Here is a 14776-nt window from a genome sequence, read left to right as displayed (position 1 = left end):
CTCCGCCCATCGTTCATGATGAGCAGAGATGCTTTTTTGCAGGCTTGTGCCTGCTATTCCTGCCATTCCACCAGCTGTGGATTTTTATCTAAAATAGACAAGTATTGCTCCTTCCAGCCGTACTTAGCTTCCGGATCAAGAATCTGGTAGCGGCGCAGCTTCTCCCGACGATGCTCCTCCTTCGCCCAGCCGTAATGCTTCAGCCGAATGTTTGACAGTCGATGAGGCAGCTCCAAAATGTTGGCGGGAAAACGTCCGCAATGCTGCGGTATATTTTTCCACTTGTAATCAAATGCAGCATCATAGCGCAGCAAAAAAGGTCGATAGCTTTCATGCGCCCGCCAAATAGCATCCGCTCTGTAGGAATGAGGATTCCAGAAATCATACAGCCGGAAGCAATAGACATTCGTATCCTTGCTGCGAAGCAGTGTATCCAGCTCCTGCACGAAGCTCGGCTCGAACCATTCATCCGCATCCAGATTGAGTATCCACTCCGGATTTACGCTCAATGTCTCTTCCCACTGCTGCTTCCGCAGCGTAATTTCATTGCTGAACCGTGACACCTCGTTGCGAATCAGCTTAACCGGAATGCCCTCCAGCGCCTGCAAGCAAATCTCTGCCGTATCATCCGTGCTGCCATCGTCTATAATGACCGCATCGTCGATATACTGGCGATGCTGCTCCAGCACCTGGCGCAAATAACGGCGGCTTTCATTCCGTACGACCATCGACAGCGTGAGCCGCCCTCTTGTCTGAGGCTTGACTTCAGCTTCGGTCGCCTTCTGGAGATAGCGTTCCGCCCCGTCCAAATCAGCGCTCCGGTAAATATGATACGCGGGATAATGAGTATCCACGAATAGACGAAAGCCAAGCGCAGCCGCTCGAATGCAAAAATGCCGATCCTCGCCCCAGAAGGTCAAATTGCTAATGGGGCCAAAATGCACACCCGCTTGCAGCGCCCGCCTGCTGAGCAGCGTACATGCGCCAAGCCCGCCAACCTCATATACGCCAGGCGCGCTTATTTGGGCAAAAAACTGCTCCAGACGCGCTGCAATTTCCGTATCGCTCGGTCTCTCCCCCCGGCCTTGCTCCCACTGGCTGTATTCGTCATGCAGCCATACCTGCGGCTGCGGACGGGCGTCCGGCTGCCAGCAGGTCCAGAAAATTTCCGACACAATATCCTTGTCGTCCGACACCAGCTGTTCCAACGTTCTCTCGTCCAGCAGCAGATCGGAGTCAAGCAGGAACAGGTAATCGTATTGCTGCTCAAGAGCCAGCTCGATGATCCGATTTTTGAAATCTGCGACCTTCCAAATCAGCTGCTCGTTCCAGCAATGCGTCGTATCCGTACGTACATACACATCCTGACTGTCAGCGGCATCAGAGCGAATGATTGTCGCACCTTCACAGGCGGTGGCGAACTGCTCCAGCAGCTCGCTGCTCGCTGCCTCGTTATTATCGTCAATAAACAGATAGCTCAGATCGAGCTGATCCGCATGCAGGCGTTTCAGTGAAGTGAGAAACAGTGCCAAAATCGTCGGCTGCTGCTGGACAGGACTCGCAATCAGCACACGCTTTTTTTTCTCAGACAAACACGACACTTCCTCATCCCGCTTGCCGATCCGCTGGCTCAAATATTCACGGTTGGAAATAATTCGTTTATCCTTTGGCCGATAGCTGCCAGCCTGCTCATTATGCATATAGGCTGCTTCATAATCGCCCAGGCGGTCGTAGCAGACACATAGCTGAAGCTGCGGCAGCCAGGTGGAGCATGCTATATTTTCGAAGCCCCAGCCTATTGTGCTCGTGTGATCCTTATTCAGCGCCTGCTTATACCAAAACACCGCCATCTGAAGCTCATCCCGCTGCAAAAAATAATGACCGAGGCGGCAACAAAATTCCGCCCGAGGCTTATCATAATAGAAGGATCGCAGCACGGAATCCATCATATTGCGGGGCTCGTTCAGCTCGTTGTAGCAGTCCGCAAGCCGTCCGCAAGCGAGAATATTATCCTCAATCCACCCTTTTCCGGTAGCAAGGAAATTGTCATAATAACGAATGGCCAATTCGTAGCGGCCATTGTCTTTCAGCTCGTTGGCATAATAAAATAAGTCGCGCGGGGTGAAGACTTCTCCTCTGCGGAGCCGATTTTCATACATGTTCAGGTTTCGATCGCTGTTTTGCCCGAGGCTTTTATGTGTAACGACCACATCGCTATGGACGATGTTTCCGTGAACCTCCAAATATTCATGAACCGCGCCAATCCACTGAAAGCCCCGCTCGCGCTTCACAATGCGGTTGCGCCGCAGCTTGTTAACTACACTGCCGAACTCGTCAAATGTCAGGTGGTAATCCATGGAGACGGAGTCTACCGTATCATCCAGCTGGTGCTTGAGCGCCTTCAGCTTGTGCAGCTCGGCAACTTCCAGTACATCGTCCGCATCCAGCCACATCACATAAGGCTTCGTTGCCAGCGAGAATGCGAAATTGCGGGCGGCAGCGAAGTCTTCCCCCCATGTGAAAGACTCGACGCGTTCGGTGAAATCGGCGGCGATTTCCCTTGTAGCATCGGTCGAGCCTGTATCGACAATGATAATTTCATCCATGGCGGGGGCGATAGAGGAGAGGCAGCGCGCCAATGTTTTTTCTTCATTTTTGACAATCATGCAAAGACTGATCGCGATCATTGAGACCACACTCCTGCGAGTTGATTCTATTGCCCCATCCTATTCAGTCATTCTTGCCTTTGTGCCCAACTGGAGAGTTTGCTTAATTGGACAATGGTCAATGCCACGCCCGATTGGCACCACGGTATTCATCAAGTCCCTGAATATAAAAAAGCCTAATCCTCTGCACCAACGCAGACAATTAGACTTTTACATACAACTGTGCTCCCTTATTTGATGACAAAAGCAATTCTCGATCCATTTGGGTATTTCTCCAGCTGGTTGCTGACCCATGACCCTGCCCCGCGATTATCCGATGGGTCAATATAAGCAATATGGGCTCCGCTCCCGCCTTCCGCACACATGGCCATTGGCCATTCATCGCGATCATAGCCTTTTTTCACCTTTACACCTTGCAAAGATTTCTTCCGATTCTGATCCGCGCCTTCCCGATCGATCGTACAAATAGGGGATTTTCCCGCTGCAATCGCATCTTTAATGTGCTTGCCTGTCTCCGGGTACCGCTCCGTCGGAAAATATAACGTGTAATCCGTTCCTTCCGCCGTGTTCCAATCCTTTGCCAGCTCATCGAGCCAGCCCATATAAGACGCTCCGGCCAAAGCCAGCATAATAAGCAAGGAAATAAGGGCATTTTTCATTTTAAACTTCTTTTTACGGGACTTTCTTTTCAACGGGCGTAGCCTCCTGATGCTCTTTTTCCTCATTTTCTCATCATAAAGGCCGGAGGACAACCCTCGGATAAATTATATTTTCACACCTGCAAGGTGAAACGGCTTTCGCCGTCTTTTGGGGCGCGGCGCGTTTCAGTCCGAGAAATAGAAGAACAGTAAGGCAAAACCTATACTTTCTTATATTTCAAAAAAAAGCTGAGGCAGCGTCACTTGCCCGCCACCCCAGCCTCCACTGAAATCTGTCTATATCCATAAATTCAGCTTTATATAAAATTACGCCTTGTCTGGATTGGCATCCTTAGCCGCTGAAGGTGCGCAAAAGCCGTCCGAGCAAGCTGCATCGTTAGCATCATCCGCCAAATCATTTATGACGGTCAAGGCCGGATACGCTTCATCCCAGGCCTGCTTGATCGCATTCAGGAACACTTCATTCGGCTGAGCACCCGATATCGCATATTTGCGATTAATGACGAAGAATGGCACACCGCGCACACCTAACCGCGAAGCCTCTTCCTCATCGCCACGAACGTCCTGCGAATGAGCATCGCTTTCCAGCACAGCAAGTGCCTCCTGACGATCCAGTCCAACCTCGGCAGCCAGATCAGCAAGTGTATCGCGTTGTCCCAAATGCTTGGAATCGGTAAAATACGCACGGAACAGTCTATCCGACATCTCATCTTGCTTGCCGTATTTTGCAGCAAAATGCGTCAGACGGTGCGCATCAAACGTATTCGTCAGCACCAGCGTATCGAAGTTAAAGGTCAAACCAACGGATGCCGCCTGCTTCGCCATATCTCTGTTCATCTCGATTGCTTTCTCGCGTGGCATGCCGTATTTGCGGGACAGCATTTCATGTACATCATGCTCATAGCTGATTGCTGCTCCAGGGTCCAGCTCGAAGCTGCGGAATACAACCTTCACATGCTTGCCATGCTCGAACTTTGCTAATGCGCCCTCCAGTCTCTTTTTACCAATATAACAAAACGGACATGCGAAATCCGACCATACATCTATTTGCATTACAATTCCTCCTTTAAGCTCATATACGTATAGTAATATACTTTACTTTTTAAAGCAATAGGATCATTTAGGCTTTCACTCCTGCTTTATAAAAAAAAGCCGCTCATTCGCTTAGAATGGGCGGCTCCTTTTTATAATGTTTCGACCTGCTGATAGGATAGCTCGATCTTGATTTAATTATTTTAAGCTGTAAAGCTTACATACCCAATCCCATTCCAGACATCAGCTCATCCATCTTAACCGCGTCCGTCGGAATTTCATACAGGAATTTAGGCGCTTTATTAATGTTGTGGTATTCAGCTGTTAATGAACCGCCAATTTTCACAATACCGCCGCTTTCATCCGTAAAATCTACATTGATTTTAGCCGTCTGCTGCGATAAGTAACCATCTTTAATGGCTCCTACAATGGAGAAATCATTGATTTTCAAGTTTGTTTTCAGTTGATCCAACGTTTCTTGCTTGTTGGCTTCAAAATCTGCCTTCAGCTTCGTTACATCCTCATTTGTGCTTTCAATCATTTTCATGAAATCTTCGTTTTTCGTCAACGTATCGATTAGTTCTGGAAGCACTTGATTAACGATTGTTTCTACAGCCTGCTGATAGTTGCCTTCATTAATTTGGAAGCGAACGACTTGATCAGCCTCTACCCCTTCAGGAAGCGCCGCATCTTCTTTTTTCAGCTTGGCAAAATACGTTTTCTCATCAAAATGTTTTAAAATGATGCCGCTCACTTCTTGACCAAGCTTCTGCTGGGCCGCAGTATCCATCATGGCTCCTGTTTCCGCTTGCTTTGACAGCTCTTCCAGATCAATCTCCACGAATTTATCCGTGTATTGCTCTGGCAGCATAAGCATTGGAAGCGCTGGAATTTTCACATACATCTTTTTGTCTGTCATAATCATCGGAATTTTCACAGAAAGGCCGGCTGCCGTAACATCCATTTCCATATCTGTGCGCATTGGCTCTTTTTGATATACAGCTTTAACATTTACTTTAGCGCCTTTGAGCAGATTCATGACGTATTGCGCTCCAGCTCCGTCCTCCTGCAGCAATTCATCTGGCACCGTAAGCTCATCTATCCCGAAAGACATCGTAGACTCATATGATGTGACTTCCATCATTTTTTGAGTAGCTTTCTCCAAAGATTCCTTAGGCGACGCGCTCGCACTGCACCCTGCGACAATAATTAAAGCAGCAGCGATAAATAGCATAGCCACTTTATGTAGTCTGTTTTTCATTCTAGTTGATCCTCCCTATTTGTATCTCTGAATGACATCCCCCCTATTTTATAACAAAACGACAGCATATAGAAGCAATATCCAAAAAGTCCCGCTTCTTCGAGAAGAAACGGGACTTTTGTATGAATATCTTGAATTTAAGACCCTTCCGGATTTAGGTGGGAAGTATGATTTTTCTGCTTCGTTTTTTTCGATCCGGACAAAGGCTGCTGCTGTGATGAATCATCATTGCGGCTTCTTTTGTTCTGAGACGGGCGCTGCGCCTCCGGTACAGGCACGCTGTCTGGCTTGCTCATATCATCGTCCTCCTTTTAGGCGTGCGTAAGCTGCCCAAGCGCTTGGGCGCATTCATGGATATGACGCTTATAATCATGAATCAGTTGTTGAAGAATATCTGTGCGTTCATCCACAGCTTGATGATCCTTTTCCACATCGACGAGCTCCACTTTAATTTCACGGCTATCCACATAGGTCACCTTAAAATCAATGTCATACGCCTGATGCCCTGCCGACTGAATCGTAATTCGCAGCGATTTTGGATCTGCCTCATCGGCTGCTACGTGGCATTTATCCGGCTTGTTCATCATATCCGGCAGTGTTCGATTCCATGCATCCACCAGCTCTGGCTGGCTGTAGGTCAGCTCATCTTTTTTAGCCATCTTTATCAACACCTCCACATCTTATAAGATGCGGCGCGGGCCCGCCAATTATTCAGGCAAAATTCAGCATAATCACAGCGTTATCCACAAACTTATACACAATCCATGCTAGTTATCCACATTATATACATTTTGTCCACAACCCTTCGGTGGATAATGGTGATAACTGAGGGATAACCGTTATCCACATACAACAAAAAAACGCCCAAACCGTAGGGTTGGACGTTATCATTTATTAATTTGGCGGAGAGGGTGGGATTCGAACCCACGTGAGCTTGCACTCTAACGGTTTTCAAGACCGCCCCGTTATGACCGCTTCGGTACCTCTCCACATATAAAATCATCACAAAACTTATTATACCACAGGTTAAAAATGAATATCAACCCCAATTTTAACCTGTGGATATCGAGGCTCAAGCGTAAATGGCTGTCGCCGTCCTCTGGCGGCAAAGCTTCCGTTTCAAGGGTGAAATATAAGCCGATTATAAGGGTGAAACTTATACATTCTTATATTTTGGAAAAACTTTAGGCTTTAGGTCCAATTACGCTGATTCCGCCCATGTAAGCACGCAATACTTCAGGAATGACAATGGAACCGTCTGCCTGTTGGTAATTTTCAAGAATAGCGGCAACGGTACGCCCTACCGCAAGACCTGAGCCGTTAAGCGTATGAACGAATTCCGGCTTGCTCTTCGCATCTCTGCGGAAGCGGATGCCTGCACGGCGCGCCTGGAAGTCCTCTACGTTCGAGCATGAGGAGATTTCCCGGTATGTGCCTGCACTTGGCAGCCATACTTCCAGGTCATAGGTTTTCGCAGCGGTGAAGCCCATATCGCCTGTGCACAGAGCGAGCACGCGATACGACAAACCCAGCAGCTCCAACACCTTCTCCGCATTCGCTGTCATCTTCTCCAGCTCATCGTAGGACTCTTCCGGCTTCGCAAGCTTGATCAGCTCGACTTTGTTGAATTGATGCTGACGAATTAAGCCGCGTGTATCTCGGCCTGCTGCACCGGCCTCCGAGCGGAAGCAAGAGCTGTAAGCTACAAAATGCTTCGGCAGCTCTTCAATCGACAAAATCTCTTCACGGTGCAGATTCGTAACCGGAACCTCGGCCGTTGGAATCAGGAAATAATCCGAATCGGAAATTTTGAACAAATCCTCTTCGAACTTCGGAAGCTGTCCTGTTCCAATCAAGCTGTCGCGGTTGACCAAATAAGGCGGCAGCACTTCCTCGTAACCGTGCTTATCACTATGTAGATCCATCATAAAGTTAATCAGCGCACGCTCCAGACGCGCACCTAAGCCGCGATAAAACGTAAAGCGGGAGCCCGTCACTTTAGCCGCACGCTCGAAATCAAGAATGCCAAGCTCTTGGGCAAGATCCCAATGCGCTCTCGGCTCGAAATCAAAGGCTGGCTGCTCGCCAATCCGGCGAAGCTCTACATTATCATCCTCAGAAGCCCCTACCGGCACGCTTTCATGCGGCAAATTCGGAATCGAAAGCATAAGCTCGTCCACTTGCACCTCTACCGCGCGAACTTCTTCGTCCAATTGCTTAATCCGATCGCCTACTTCACGCATTTCGATAATCAGCGCATCAGCGTCGCCGCCAGTTTTTTTCAGCTTCGCCACTTCCTGCGATACGGTGTTGCGGCGATTTTTCAGCTGATCCGTTTCCTGCAGCAGGTCCCGGCGCTTTGTATCTAAAACGGGGAAATCTGCGATTAAATCAAGTGATTTACCGCGATTTGTCAGCCCTTGCTCTACTTTTGCGTATTCATTACGCAACCATTTTACATCTATCACGCTTGGGTGGACTCCTCTCTGCTACCGGCTCACTGCCAATTGTTTAATCATATCGACAAAATAGGCATGCAAACGGTAATCATCGGTTAACTCAGGATGAAATGATGCTGCCAGCAAATGTCCCTGCCGAGCCGCGACAATTTCGCCTTTGTATTCCGAAAGCACATCAACCTGCGATCCAACTTCCTTGATCAGAGGAGCACGAATGAATACCGCACGAACCTGCTCATCAATGCCTTTAATGTCGAGATCGGTTTCGAAGCTTTCCCGCTGTCTTCCAAAAGCATTGCGCTCCACCGTCATATCCATGAGCTTCAGATGCGCATCCTCTTGTCCTTCAATACGTTCAGCAAGCAAAATCATTCCCGCACAAGTGCCGAAAATCGGCTTGGATTGCTCAGAAAAAGCTTGAATCGCTTCTAAGAAGCCGTATTTGCGAATCAGCTTGCCTATCGTCGTGCTTTCGCCGCCTGGAATAACAAGACCTTGCAGCTCATCAAGCTGCGAGGTCTGTTTAACGGCGACCGCTTCCGCGCCCGCCGCCTCCAAACTGCGTATATGCTCTGCAACTGCGCCTTGAAGCGCGAGTACACCAATTTTCATCGCCTACACGCCTTTCTTATCCAAGCTTGCTGCTTAAATTCCGCGATCTTGCATACGCTGCGAAGCGTCCAGCTTGGAAATTTCAATGCCCTTCATTGGCGCTCCCAAGTTTTTGGATACTTCTGCGATCAATTTGTAGTCTTGGTAGTGAGTTGTAGCTTCTACGATAGCACGAGCAAATTTCTCCGGGCTGTCGGATTTGAAAATACCCGATCCTACGAACACGCCGTCAGCGCCCAGGTGCATCATCAGTGCTGCGTCAGAAGGTGTTGCTACGCCGCCTGCTGCAAAGTTAACGACTGGCAGCTTGCCGCTCTCATGTACGCCTAGAAGCAGGTCATAAGCAACGCCCAGAACCTTCGCTTCATTATACAGCTCGTCCTTCGACAAACCTTGAATTTTACGGATTTGGCCATTGATCAGACGAAGGTGGCGAACAGCCTCAACAATGTTTCCTGTTCCCGGCTCACCTTTCGTACGAAGCATTGCTGCTCCTTCTTGAATACGACGAAGCGCTTCGCCAAGGTCTTTAGCGCCACATACGAAAGGAATCGTAAATTCGTTTTTGCTAATGTGGAACACTTCATCTGCCGGAGTCAAAACTTCGCTCTCGTCAATATAGTCAACACCCATCGATTCAAGCACTTTAGCCTCAACATAGTGGCCGATACGCGCTTTCGCCATAACAGGGATCGAAACGACTTTCATAACCTCTTCTACGATTGTTGGGTCAGCCATACGGGCAACGCCGCCTGCTGCACGGATATCGGAAGGAACGCGCTCCAGCGCCATAACAGCTGTTGCACCTGCCGCTTCTGCTACTTTTGCTTGCTCGGCGTTCATAACATCCATGATGACGCCGCCTTTTTGCATTTCAGCCATACCACGTTTTACACGCGAAGTTCCTGTTTCCATTTTCGAAAAATCCTCCTCAAGGTTTTACGCCGCGCCCTTCATCCTGAAAGGTTTGCGCTTAGCTCCCAATATAATATCGATACTTGCTCTAGGCACTAATTTTACAGGAACGCTCCTTAATCGACAACTATTGTTTTCCCTGTATTTATGTGATTAAAACAGATTCACAATATCATTGAACAGTCCGACGAAAAATTGACCGATAGCACGGAACATCAGACGCAGCCAGCCGCCTTTTTCCACATCCTCCGAAGCAATCAAATTAACCGTTCTGTCCACTTTATTGCCTTCACCATCCGTATACTCGTATGTGACTGTTCCTAGCTTCTGACCAGCTGTAATTGGGGCAACCAATTCTTCCTCTTTCAAAATATTGCTTTCCTTCAGCTCAATCTTAGGTTCAGCGCCTTTTTTCACCGTAAAGGTGATGTCGGACTCGGTAACAGCAGGGACGGTCTTTTCGACACCCTTCTTAATTTTAACCGATTCCAGCGTTTCTACTACAGATTTCGCAGGAAGCACCGATTTCTTCTCAAAATTGTTGAACGCATAGTCGTACATCTTCGCTGTTTCAAAGAAACGGGCTTCTTTTGACTTTGTATTCATTACGACGCTAATATAACGCGTATCGCCTCGTTTAACTGTACCCGTAAACGTATAGCCAGCTGCCGAAATATAGCCCGTTTTCATACCGTCTACGCCCTCATAGGCATATGCACGTAAATACGTGTTGCTTTTGTTCGTTTCCAGCATCCAGTTATAGTTTTTCATGGTCGCTGTATCGCGCTCACGAAATTTGTATTCCTGAATTTTCGAATAATCCAGAAAATCTGGATGTTTTTTCAAAATTGTTTGTGCCAGCTTCGCCATATCGCGAGCCGAAATCACCGTTGTATCCAATAAACCTGTTGCACTTGTAAAATGAGCCGTCGTCAGCCCCAGCTCTTTCGCTGTTTCGTTCATCTTTGCAACAAAGCCCTGCTCACTGCCGCTAATTTGCGAAGCAAGAGCAATCGTTGCGTCATTCGCCGAGCCTACTGCCATAGCAATATATAAGTCCTTGACCGTGTGCTGATCGCCTTGTGCCAAATAAATTTGCGAGCCATCCGCAGGGGTACTCGCTGCTTCTTCACTAACGGTAACGACCTGATCCCAAGTCAATCTTTTATTCGTAATTTCCTCAAGTACAATATACTCCGTCATGAGCTTCGTCATGCTGGCAGGAGGACGCGGCGTATCCGCATTGACTTCATAGATGACTTGTCCTGAATCTGCGTCTATTAGAATGGCTGATGATAATTCCATGCCTAAAGAGTTTTTGACCCAATCTTCCTTACCCGCAGCCGCTGCTGCTCCAGACCCTAATGACAGAATAACCAACCACATCGCCATAAAAGCGGCGACAACCGATGTCAGTCTAATCGGCTTTACCTTTGCCTTCAACGTCTTCTCCCCTTTTCATCCGAAAGTTTGTCGTTGTTAATTGTATCACATGCAAGCAGGGGAATTAAACCTCTACTGCGGTCTGCCCTCTTTCACCAGCTAAGCCCTTATAGGAAGCCTGTTTGAGCCATTTAAACCGCTTAAAACTGCTCTGGAGCAATAATTACCATGTAAAATAGTGGGCTCAACTCAATGCCTGCGATTGAAAAAAGACAGACCCGACAAAAGCGAAGTTCCGCTTTCTTGTGGTCTGTCTCTGGCTCATTAGTCGGGATATTAAAGTGAGTAATTAGGCGCTTCCTTCGTAATTTGCACATCATGCGGATGGCTTTCACGAAGTCCTGCACCTGAAATGCGGATGAACTGTGTATCGTTCTTCAGTTGCTCCAGGTTTGAAGTTCCGCAATAGCCCATACCGGAACGCAAGCCGCCAAGCAGCTGATGAACCGTATCCGACAAAGGACCTTTGAATGGCACGCGGCCTTCAATGCCTTCTGGAACTAGCTTGTTCTCATTTTCTTGGAAGTAACGGTCCTTGCTACCTTCTTTCATAGCGCCAAGGGAACCCATACCGCGATATACTTTAAAACTTCTGCCTTGGAAAATCTCAGTTTCGCCAGGGCTTTCAGATGTACCTGCAAACAAGCTGCCGATCATAATTGCACTTGCGCCTGCTGCAATAGCTTTTGTAATATCACCGGAATATTTGATACCGCCATCAGCGATAACCGGTACATTGTATTCACGGGCAACGGAAGCACAGTCATAAATCGCTGTAATCTGCGGAACGCCAATACCTGCGATTACACGCGTTGTACAGATCGAGCCTGGACCAATGCCGACTTTAACGACGGATGCGCCTGCTTCAATCAAATCGCGTGTAGCTTCGCCTGTAGCTACATTACCTGCAATAATCGTCAATTCTGGGTATTGCTTGCGGATTTTGCGAACTGCCTCAATGATGTTGATATGATGGCCGTGTGCAGAGTCTACAACGAGAACATCGATGCCTGCTTGTACAAGTGCTTCTGTACGATCCATTGTATCTTTAGAAATACCAACAGCTGCTCCACAAAGCAAGCGGCCATGAGTATCTTTTGCAGCATTAGGGAATTGAATCGCCTTCTCAATGTCCTTGATTGTAATCAGGCCTTTGAGCGTATTCGACTCGTCTACCAATGGCAATTTCTCAATCTTGTGCTTTTGCAGCAATACTTCAGCCTCAGTAAGCGTCGTACCGACTGGAGCAGTTACTACATTATCACGTGTCATGACTTCATGGATTTTAATGGAATAATCATGTACAAAACGGAGATCACGATTCGTCAAAATACCAACAAGCTTCTTGTCGGCATCTACAATCGGTACGCCCGAAATGCGATATTTACCCATTAATTCTTCTGCATCATACACATGATGATCCGGTGTAAGCGAGAATGGATTCGTAATAACGCCACTTTCCGAACGTTTCACACGATCTACTTCTTCCGCTTGTTGTGCAATGGACATATTCTTGTGAATAATGCCGATTCCGCCCTCACGCGCTATTGCAATAGCAAGAGCTGCTTCCGTAACCGTGTCCATCCCTGCGCTTATCAATGGAATATTCAGCTTGATGTTAGCAGAAAGTTTTGTCGAAATATCCGATTCTCTTGGCAGTACTTCTGATTTCCTTGGAACGAGCAGCACATCATCAAATGTTAGGCCTTCCTTGGCAAATTTTGATTCCCACACGAATATGTTCCTCCCTTAAATTGAGCCGTCTTCACGTATATTATTGCAATATTAGCAGAGGGGTCATGGGCTGTCAAGGCTGGCACAAGGCTGGCATTTTCCGTTTTGCAATAAGCTTTTTGTCTGAATTTTCTCACTAAATATAAGCATTACGCTTACATGTGGCAGCTTCGTATTTTAAAGAGATGAAAAATCTGTAATAAAAGAGGTTACAAGTTTTGCCCCTGCACCCTTTTTAAACTAAGCGTTTGCAGGCAATCATTGCTTTAAAATCATTCATATCCGTTAGAGACACCTTTACTTTGACAATATGCTCTTTGCTTAGCCCGTCTCCTCCAGCACTTGAAACAAATTCACAAAACATTGCTCCGTTTGCTCCATAATGTCACTGCTGATCAAACCACCAGTTGATGAATGGATGAATCAATTGGAGTCTGCCCCGAAAAATAGATCATTAAACATTCTCCTTTCTTCAGCAAATTTTATAGATGATTAGGAACCTGTTTAAAAGCTGCAAAAACAGCAAACTCATGATGCTTATAGACACAATCAGCAGCTGCGAAGCCACTATTGTGCAGCCATTGAAGCTGATCGTTAACCGTCGCGTTCTGATCCAGCTTTCTGCGCTTAATCGCAGACTGTATGGCCTGCTCAGTCAATTCTCCTATGCCAATCTGCTGCTCCCATTTGCCCTTATAAGCGAGATCAAAGCAAGGCAAGCTTCCACCGCTTGGTCAGCATTAATAAAGCTGCCATCCTCCTCTAGAAGCTCAAACACGGTATGAAACAGCTCCTGCTTGGACTCGTGGCTCAGGTGATGAATGGATAAGGATAACTTGATCAAACTCCGTCTTATTGGACTGCTCCATCTTCATAACCTCCCGCTATGCTATCCGAATTTATAGAGCGCTGAGCATGTCAATATTAGTATCATTGTCTTTGTAAAACAGATTAAAATATAGTTTCTATTGAGATGTGCCCACAAATTCATACTATAATACTTTTTTACAAAATCAAACATATTTATATAAATTAGATTTTAAAAACTGTTTTATTGCCTCAGCTCTAGCTTGACATTATAAAAGGATTACACTCCGCGATAGCTGCTATAAATATGAAGTTATCACACTCAATAAAAATTCATATGTCCAATTAGTTCTTAAAATATCTAAATAATTATTATTATTATTTAAAAATTTATTTCCATTAAAACCGCTCATTTGGTGCATAAAACAGCCTTTGTTTTTCGGAGAATATTATTATTTGTGCTGCAATAATCCCCATAAATTATAGGTTAAAAAGCTCTAAACCATGATGCTCCTCCCTCATATAACATCCTTATTTAAAGACCAACCCTAATAATCGTTAGATAACCTGCCATTCAAAAAATTAAAATAGCTATTTGCCATATACAGAAATCACCTCAAAGAATAGAACAATTAAATCTATGCAAGCCTAGAAGCAGCCAGCATCGTGTATAAAGCTTAGAAATCCATTTAGCATCCATGGTGTAATTGTAAACCAAGGACTTAACGAGAGCCGGCAGCAGAGCTGTGGCCGTTAGTCGAATCAACTATAACATGAGAATGAAATATAAAAACACCAAAAGCTCTTTCGTTTAGAGGGCTTTTGGCGTAATATAGTTTATTTAATTGTAAAACAAAAAAAAAACCTGCCGCAAACTGCGGCAGGCTTCTCGTGCTTGGCGACGTCCTACTCTCCCAGGACCCTGCGGTCCAAGTACCATCGGCGCTGGAGGGCTTAACGGTCGTGTTCGGGATGGGAACGCGTGGTTCCCCTCCGCCATCGCCACCAAACTGGATTTTTCATTGAATGACTTCCCGAATTAGCTTCGAAAAGATCCAACAATCATCATCAAGGTATTGCTACCCTGAAAACTGGATGCGAAAGGCAAGGTTTGAAACGTTAGCGTGTTGTTAGGATAAGCCCTCGACCGATTAGTATTCGTCAGCTGCACGCATTGCTGCGCTTCCA

The 14776-nt window shown here is 46.7% G+C and carries 12 protein-coding genes, 1 tRNA gene and 1 rRNA gene; all 14 read right to left on the bottom strand.

Translation table 11 applies throughout. The annotated features are described in order from the left end of the window. Positions 1–53 precede the first annotated feature (53 nt). The 14 genes from WH37_RS37275 to rrf all read right to left on the bottom strand — a co-directional run bounded on the left by WH37_RS37275 (position 54) and on the right by rrf (position 14598). Entirely contained in the window at positions 54–2687 is a 2634-nt protein-coding gene (locus WH37_RS37275; protein WP_082111058.1) for a glycosyltransferase family 2 protein, read from the bottom strand. A gap of 209 nt (positions 2688–2896) precedes the next feature. Beyond that, positions 2897–3325 carry a NucA/NucB deoxyribonuclease domain-containing protein gene (locus tag WH37_RS29055; protein WP_046234184.1) on the bottom strand — a complete coding sequence of 143 codons (429 nt, stop codon included), beginning with the start codon at positions 3323–3325 and terminating at the stop codon, positions 2897–2899. A 306-nt stretch (positions 3326–3631) separates the two neighbouring features. Continuing rightward, positions 3632–4378, bottom strand: coding sequence for a DsbA family oxidoreductase (locus WH37_RS29050; protein WP_046234150.1), 747 nt, complete (start codon positions 4376–4378; stop codon positions 3632–3634). Between the two features lie 196 nt (positions 4379–4574). Then, positions 4575–5618, bottom strand: coding sequence for a hypothetical protein (locus WH37_RS29045; RefSeq protein WP_046234149.1), 1044 nt, complete (start codon positions 5616–5618; stop codon positions 4575–4577). A 137-nt stretch (positions 5619–5755) separates the two neighbouring features. After that, positions 5756–5914: a small acid-soluble spore protein P gene (locus tag WH37_RS29040; protein WP_046234148.1), complete on the bottom strand. Its 159-nt coding sequence runs from the start codon at positions 5912–5914 to the stop codon at positions 5756–5758. 15 nt (positions 5915–5929) lie between these two features. Continuing rightward, a complete protein-coding gene (locus tag WH37_RS29035; RefSeq protein WP_046234147.1) occupies positions 5930–6277 on the bottom strand; it encodes a hypothetical protein in 348 nt (115 codons plus the stop codon). Positions 6278–6518: 241 nt separating this feature from the next. Next, a tRNA-Ser gene (locus tag WH37_RS29030) sits at positions 6519–6607 on the bottom strand. Positions 6608–6802: 195 nt separating this feature from the next. Beyond that, positions 6803–8086 carry a serine--tRNA ligase gene (serS, locus tag WH37_RS29025; RefSeq protein ID WP_046234146.1) on the bottom strand — a complete coding sequence of 428 codons (1284 nt, stop codon included), beginning with the start codon at positions 8084–8086 and terminating at the stop codon, positions 6803–6805. Positions 8087–8107: 21 nt separating this feature from the next. Continuing rightward, a complete protein-coding gene (pdxT, locus tag WH37_RS29020) occupies positions 8108–8689 on the bottom strand; it encodes a pyridoxal 5'-phosphate synthase glutaminase subunit PdxT (protein ID WP_046234145.1) in 582 nt (193 codons plus the stop codon). 33 nt (positions 8690–8722) lie between these two features. Further along, complete coding sequence (pdxS, locus tag WH37_RS29015; protein ID WP_046234144.1) at positions 8723–9604, bottom strand: pyridoxal 5'-phosphate synthase lyase subunit PdxS; 882 nt, start codon at positions 9602–9604, stop codon at positions 8723–8725. Positions 9605–9757: 153 nt separating this feature from the next. Beyond that, on the bottom strand, positions 9758–11047 hold the full coding sequence (locus tag WH37_RS29010) for a D-alanyl-D-alanine carboxypeptidase family protein (RefSeq protein ID WP_231594416.1): 1290 nt from the start codon (positions 11045–11047) through the stop codon (positions 9758–9760). Between the two features lie 276 nt (positions 11048–11323). Then, a complete protein-coding gene (guaB, locus tag WH37_RS29005; protein WP_046234143.1) occupies positions 11324–12781 on the bottom strand; it encodes an IMP dehydrogenase in 1458 nt (485 codons plus the stop codon). A 482-nt stretch (positions 12782–13263) separates the two neighbouring features. Next, entirely contained in the window at positions 13264–13500 is a 237-nt protein-coding gene (locus WH37_RS29000; protein WP_052737287.1) for a hypothetical protein, read from the bottom strand. A 981-nt stretch (positions 13501–14481) separates the two neighbouring features. After that, positions 14482–14598 (bottom strand): 5S ribosomal RNA (gene rrf, locus WH37_RS28995). Positions 14599–14776 lie beyond the last annotated feature (178 nt).

It is taken from the genome of Paenibacillus algorifonticola, assembly GCF_000971975.1.
Classification (GTDB): domain Bacteria; phylum Bacillota; class Bacilli; order Paenibacillales; family Paenibacillaceae; genus Pristimantibacillus; species Pristimantibacillus algorifonticola.
Note: the sequence above shows the minus strand (reverse complement) of the source record. Positions and strands in the feature narration are given on the sequence as shown.